The organism is uncultured Eubacterium sp., from assembly GCF_934561735.1.
Taxonomy (GTDB): domain Bacteria; phylum Bacillota; class Clostridia; order Oscillospirales; family Acutalibacteraceae; genus Eubacterium_R.
Window position 1 is genome coordinate 116348 of record NZ_CAKTGT010000006.1, and the last position, 6000, is coordinate 122347.

Annotated in this window: 8 protein-coding genes; 2 read left to right on the top strand and 6 right to left on the bottom strand. The window is 34.7% G+C overall.

The window, feature by feature from the left end:
• The first annotated feature begins 70 nt into the window (after window positions 1–70).
• Complete coding sequence (gene pduL / locus Q0E08_RS06515) at window positions 71–649, top strand: phosphate propanoyltransferase (RefSeq protein WP_294778173.1); 579 nt, start codon at window positions 71–73, stop codon at window positions 647–649.
• Between the two features lie 229 nt (window positions 650–878).
• On the opposite strand, the gene Q0E08_RS06520 is transcribed toward pduL, so the two are convergent.
• The 4 genes from Q0E08_RS06520 to Q0E08_RS06535 are packed head-to-tail and all read right to left on the bottom strand — an operon-like array spanning window position 879 to window position 2692.
• The gene (locus tag Q0E08_RS06520; protein WP_294778175.1) at window positions 879–1259 is read right to left on the bottom strand and encodes a hypothetical protein; all 381 of its coding nucleotides are present in this window, start codon (window positions 1257–1259) and stop codon (window positions 879–881) included.
• Between the two features lie 7 nt (window positions 1260–1266).
• The gene (locus Q0E08_RS06525) at window positions 1267–1563 is read right to left on the bottom strand and encodes a DUF3784 domain-containing protein (RefSeq protein ID WP_294778177.1); all 297 of its coding nucleotides are present in this window, start codon (window positions 1561–1563) and stop codon (window positions 1267–1269) included.
• A gap of 22 nt (window positions 1564–1585) precedes the next feature.
• The gene (locus Q0E08_RS06530) at window positions 1586–2266 is read right to left on the bottom strand and encodes an HD domain-containing protein (protein WP_294778179.1); all 681 of its coding nucleotides are present in this window, start codon (window positions 2264–2266) and stop codon (window positions 1586–1588) included.
• 3 nt (window positions 2267–2269) lie between these two features.
• The gene (locus Q0E08_RS06535; protein WP_294778181.1) at window positions 2270–2692 is read right to left on the bottom strand and encodes an NUDIX domain-containing protein; all 423 of its coding nucleotides are present in this window, start codon (window positions 2690–2692) and stop codon (window positions 2270–2272) included.
• Between the two features lie 146 nt (window positions 2693–2838).
• On the opposite strand from Q0E08_RS06535, the gene Q0E08_RS06540 reads away from it, so the two are divergent.
• Window positions 2839–3591, top strand: a complete 753-nt coding sequence (locus tag Q0E08_RS06540; RefSeq protein ID WP_294778183.1) for a radical SAM protein — start codon at window positions 2839–2841, stop codon at window positions 3589–3591.
• A gap of 224 nt (window positions 3592–3815) precedes the next feature.
• Here Q0E08_RS06540 and Q0E08_RS06545 read toward each other — a convergent pair whose 3' ends face one another.
• Together Q0E08_RS06545 and Q0E08_RS06550 are read right to left on the bottom strand one after the other, a co-directional pair.
• Entirely contained in the window at window positions 3816–4688 is an 873-nt protein-coding gene (locus Q0E08_RS06545; RefSeq protein WP_294778185.1) for an effector binding domain-containing protein, read from the bottom strand.
• Window positions 4689–4859: 171 nt separating this feature from the next.
• Window positions 4860–5489, bottom strand: a complete 630-nt coding sequence (locus Q0E08_RS06550) for a GNAT family N-acetyltransferase (protein ID WP_294778187.1) — start codon at window positions 5487–5489, stop codon at window positions 4860–4862.
• Window positions 5490–6000: the final 511 nt, after the last annotated feature.

Consider the following 6000-nt stretch of genomic DNA (forward strand, 5'->3'; position numbering starts at 1 on the left):
TGTTGAAAAACAATATGAAATGGTATAAAATATAGCTGTTAAAAAAGAAATTAATTTTGGAGGATTAATTATGGCTAATCAGGTAGTAGTAGAAATTTCCGCTCGTCACGTTCATGTGTCAAAGGAAGATTTGGAAACACTTTTCGGCAAGGATTATCAGCTCACAGTTAAAAAAGAGCTTTCACAGCCGGGTCAATTTGCTTGTGAAGAAAGAGTAAGAGTTGTCGGCACAAAGGGTGAGTTCCCTGCAGTTTCAATTCTCGGTCCGTGCAGAAATGCAACACAGGTTGAGCTTTCTCTCACAGACGCTCGTTCAATCGGCGTTGTTGCTCCTGTAAGAGAATCAGGTGACATCGAGGGTTCAGGCACTTGCAAACTCGTTGGTCCGTGCGGTGAAGTTGAAATTGCTTGCGGTGTTATCGCAGCAAAGCGTCACATCCACGCAACAACAAAGGATGCAGAGGAATTCGGTCTTACAAACGGTCAAATCGTTTCGGTTGAAATCCCTTCGGCAAACGGCAGAAACCTCACTTTCGGTGATGTTGTTGTCAGAGTAAGCGACAGCTATGCACTTGCTATGCACATCGACACAGACGAAGCAAATGCAGCAGGTATGAAGCCAAATACAATGGGCACAATTATTAAATAATAAGACTGCTGATAAAGTTCCTGAAACACGCCTTATGCCTCTGCTTGTTATTCAAGAAGAGGTAACACGAAGTGTTGACGGAAGGATTTTAAAAACACCGTAAGTTTGATACTTACGGTGTTTTTGGCGTTTTTCGTTTTTTGCTCAGTCGAGGTACCATCGTACATCTTCCTTCCCAAGAAAACGAAATTCAGAAACTTTCTCAACAGCCTAAAATAAGACAGATTTTTTATGTTTCTTCAATATAAATATCAACCTTAAAGACTGCCTCGGTTTGCAACAAAATGTATTCTTCCGAAGCAAGCACAAACTGCTTGAATTCATTTATGTCTTCAATCCACTCACAGCTTGCAAAGTCCTCGTATTTCATACTCGGCGGATACACAACATCCGTATGCAGTTGAACATACTCGTCACCGCCCTCTTTGTATTGCAAAACGAGCGAAAAATAATACTCCTCATCGCAGGTGAACTGATACAAACCCGTTTCAAACAGAAAGTTCTTTTCAGGCAAGTCAGCACTGCACTCCTCACAAAATATGTCAACAATTTCGCCAAGAGGAGTACGATTATTTATTTTTTGCTTCAAATTTTCAACTAAATTTTTCATATCAAACTCACTTATTCTTACAAATTGTGTTGGAGAATACAACCAAAAGAACAACACCTACAACAACCACCGGGAACAGAATTCCAACCATATAAAAGTCTTTGTTGACAAATATTCCGATAAACGAAACTACTGCAACAACAATAGAAAACACAGCAAACATACGGTTGATTTTTTTAGTATCATACTCGTTCTGATTGCTTTCGGAATTGTTCAAACCTGCAATCAAAAAATCGCCTTTATTGAACGCAAAAATTATACCGAAAACAAGAAAAATCACCGTTAAAACAATGTAAATAGCCATAAAATCACCTCGAAAAATTAAACTATATTTCTTTCAAATATTTATCAAGCGTCGCATTCCCACTTATATATAATTTATCTAAATAACCATATAACTTATTATAAAATTCTTCCGCTTCGCATTTAAGTTTATATGCTTTTTCTTTACCTTTAGCAGTCAACATTTTGTCATAAACTTTGCTTAACTTATGTATATATTCGGTAAAAAACGACTCTTTTGTTTTGTCAAATCCATTTTGGACTTTACCGTTTACAACATAATAAATAGGCTCATTAATCGCACCTTTGTACATCAATGTTCTCGAAATTCCAATCAAGCCGGCAGCATCAATTTTATCGGAATCATACAAAATTTTTGCTTCTATAGTTTTTGGGATATTATTTCCTCTGTATCTGTGACATCGTATGCATTCTGCAACTTTAAGCGAAAAATCGACAGAAAAATTATTTTCAATTAGCCAATTATATGCAATTTCACTTCCATATTCGGCATGATCAATGCTACCGTCATTTAATTGTGCCAGTCTGCCTATGTCATGCAACAAACACGATGTAATGAGAATATCAAAATTCACATTGCTTTCACATTTTGCAATATCAAGAGCATTATATAAAACCCTGTAAATATGTTCTCTGTCGTGACAAGAATCGCCACAATATCGTAACATAAATTGTTCTATTTTATCAAAATCAACTTTTTTCATACTTCAAATATGCTTTCTATTTAGCATCTCTTTAATCAAATACGGTTGAATATTTGGATAAGTCCAATTATCCGGCAAATCATCAAGCATAACAATTTTTTCAATCTCGCTGTCGATTTCACCGAATGTAGAAATTTCAGCATAACAAAGAAGTCCAAATGTTTCCAAACCGTCAAAATTATTTTCATCAATAACCGAATAAACACATATTGGTTTCAAATCAAAATCAATCGCTCCGGTTTCTTCAACCAATTCTCGCCTTGCGGTTTCAACAATATCTTCACCGTGTTCTCTGTGACCGCCCGGACATTCATATGTCGTACGCTCTTTATGCTTACAAAACACCCACTTACCATTATTTTTAGCAACAATAACGGCAAACTTCAGCAAATTGTCATCCACACTGTCGTAAAAATTAACGCTCATAAACAATTTCCTCCTTCTTAACATCAATATAACACATTAAAAACAAGATGTCCATATATTTATACTACTATATAAAGTCAACTTGAAAACAAGAATTATATATGATATTGTTTATATAAAGTAATAATCTATATGGAGAAACTTTAATGAATAAATACACAAAAAATATAAACAGAATCGAATTTGTAATTACAAATTCCTGCACAGGTAAATGCAAACATTGCTCGCAAGGCGAACATGTGTCAAATGAACACATAGATACCAAATTAGCAGTTCAAGCTGTACATGATATATGTAATGATTATAAAATTGATTCACTAATGACATTTGGCGGCGAGCCTTTGTTATATCCCGAAACTGTTTTTGAAATTCATTCTGCCGCAAAAGAATGCGGAATCAAATACAAAGAATTAATCACAAATGGCTACTTCAGCAAAAAAATTGACAGAATACAACAAGTAGCAGAAATGCTTGCCAAAAGCGGTACAAATATCATTAAACTTTCTGTTGATTCATTTCATCAGGAAAGCATACCCTTGGAAATTGTGATGGAATTTGCAAAAGAGATTCTTAAAACCGGCGTGTCAATTCAAACTCATCCTGCATGGCTTATTAGTCCAAACGACAACAATCGTTTTAACAAAAAAACAAAAAAGATTCTTTCCGAATTTAATAAAATAGGCATAGACCAATCAGACGGAAATATAATCTTTGCAAGCGGTAATGCATTAAAATATTTTGGTGAATATTTCATTGACAACAAAAAAATTCATAATCCTTATCTTGAAGATAAAAAAGACATCAAAACAATCAGTTTTTCAGCAAATGGTAATGTCCTCAATGGAAACATTTATAAGAACACAATTACAGATATAATAAACAGCTATGAACCAAAATAATCCTATCACCAAACAAAAAACGACCGTAGGGGCGAACTGTGTTCGCCTAAAGAAATAGAAAAAGCCTCCTCTTGTTGTTGTACAAGGGGAGGTGAATTTTGCGAAGAAAATGTCTTTGTACAGCATATTTGATACAATGTGACCGCCTGTCCAAAAATGTGACCATGCACTTGAAAATGTGACCACCACAAAATATATTTAACAATTAAAAATATATGCTAACATCAATACTTTTTAATTACGGGAACCCAAATCTCACTGCGATAATCAGGGCTACCCATATTTCCGTCAGTATAGGCTTCTATATCCATTTCATAGGTTGGCTCATATCCCGATGTAGGAAAAAATTCCGAAACAATCTTGTGCCACTTATCCTGAATAGCATTCGGCATAGCGCCTTTACACTCAAATATTGCCCAAGTTCTTGCAGGAATAGTGTTCTTTCTAAACCCTTTTGGTACTGTTGTGTTCTCATCGCATTTCGCCGCAATAGAATAATCAAATGTTTTTGCATTTTTCGGTAGATTTCCGTAACATATACCGAAAATGTAGGTTCTGTCAGTTGTAGCATCAAATAATTTTTTTACCGTACCGTCATTATGTGATCTCGTCCAAAAGTCAGGAATGCTTTTCGCATTTTCAGAGTTATCAACGGTATGTGCTTCTACCTTTTCAATGATGTCAAATGCAGCCTTTTCGATAATCTTGTAATCCATTATATTGCCTCCGCTTAATGTTATTTTCACGGAAAGTGGAGAAAAGGATTTGAGTTTAGAGCCATCTTTTTTTGCATCGGAAGGTGTAACTCCGTGAAATTTTGAAAAGGCTCTTGTGAAACTCTCGGGGCTTTCATAGCCGTATTTCAAAGCGATATCGATCACTTTGTTATCAGTTGCGCTCAACTCATTTCCGGCAAGAGTAAGTCGTCTGTTGCGAATATAATCTCCAAGAGTTATTCCGCACAAAATACTGAAAATTCTTTGAAAGTAGAAACTTGAGCAAGCTGCTTTCTTTGCAGCTTCATCATAGTCGATTTTTTCTGTAAGATTTTCCTCAATGTAGTTAATCGCATTTTGTATTCCTGTCAACCAATCCATTGCTTTTCCCCTCTCCGTGTGATTACATTATAGAGCAATTATAATTAATTTTCCTGATTTTCAGTGTTCAGCCTTGCAAGGTCGCAAGATAAAAGACGCCAATAGGTATGTATTTATTGTTCTTATTTGATACATTGTGACTATTACAATTCTATCAATTTATCGTTTTCATCAGTGTTTTGTTAATATATGCCAAATATCATTACCAGTAAATCCACATTTACGGTAAACTCTTTCAGGGTTTGTAATATTATCGCATTCGCCTGATACAGTTGCAAAATCGGCATTTAGCTTTAATATATTTAATGCTTTGCATACAAGTACAGAAGCAATTCCTTTCCCTCTATATTTCGGCAAAACCTGTAACCACTCAACAATACCTTCACCAATCTTCGTATCTAAATCACATATAATCGAGCCTACTAATTTAGTGTTATCAAAGGCACCAATCCATAGCTCCGGGAAATACACCTTTGTTTCAGTAAGACCTTTTATATAGTCGGCAGAAACAAATACATCAGTGTGCGAATATGAAGCATTTATCATATCCGCAACTTCATTTGTTTTTTCTTTTGACAACATTTTATATGTGAAATCATTATTTGAAAAGTCAGGAACATAATTTAGTCTGTGAAATAACCTAAAGTATTGTTTATCACTATATTTTTCAAATAAAGTTTCATCAAAATTTTTGTTATGAATGATTTTTATATTATCAGGAATAATTATATCAATTGCTTTCCAATATGGAATTGACAAAGCTTCGCACGGGTTTTGTTTGTATTCTTCTATTGAAATCATATTGTTAACTCCATAAAACATCTTTTCTATTTTACTTTATCAAATATATATAACTAAGTCAATTCTTTCTGCTTCAATTATTTTTATCCCATGGTTGAACCGAGGGGTTTATTTCTTTGTTGAATAGACAAAACAGGACACTGAAAATTGTATCATTTTTAGTGTCTTATGGAGATGGTGGGGCTAAGATAAAATACAATTTATTCACGAAATATGTCGAAAAAAGGATGTGAATGAATTTCACATAAAAAATGTTGTCTATAAGAATGCCCGTAGGGGCGAACAGTGTTTGCCTAACTAAAACGCAAATATAAAAATAAACCACTCAAAAGAGTGGTTTGTTTAATGTCGGCGTCTCGTCAAAACATATTCCGTATAGAACAAAACATAGTTTTGTAAATATACTGCATATGTTTCTCCTCTCACAACAAGCGCAAGCTGCTTGTTGTGTAGTCCAATTCAAGCATAAAGTGGAAGTAGACATAAAAAAAGACACTCATTCGAGTGTCTT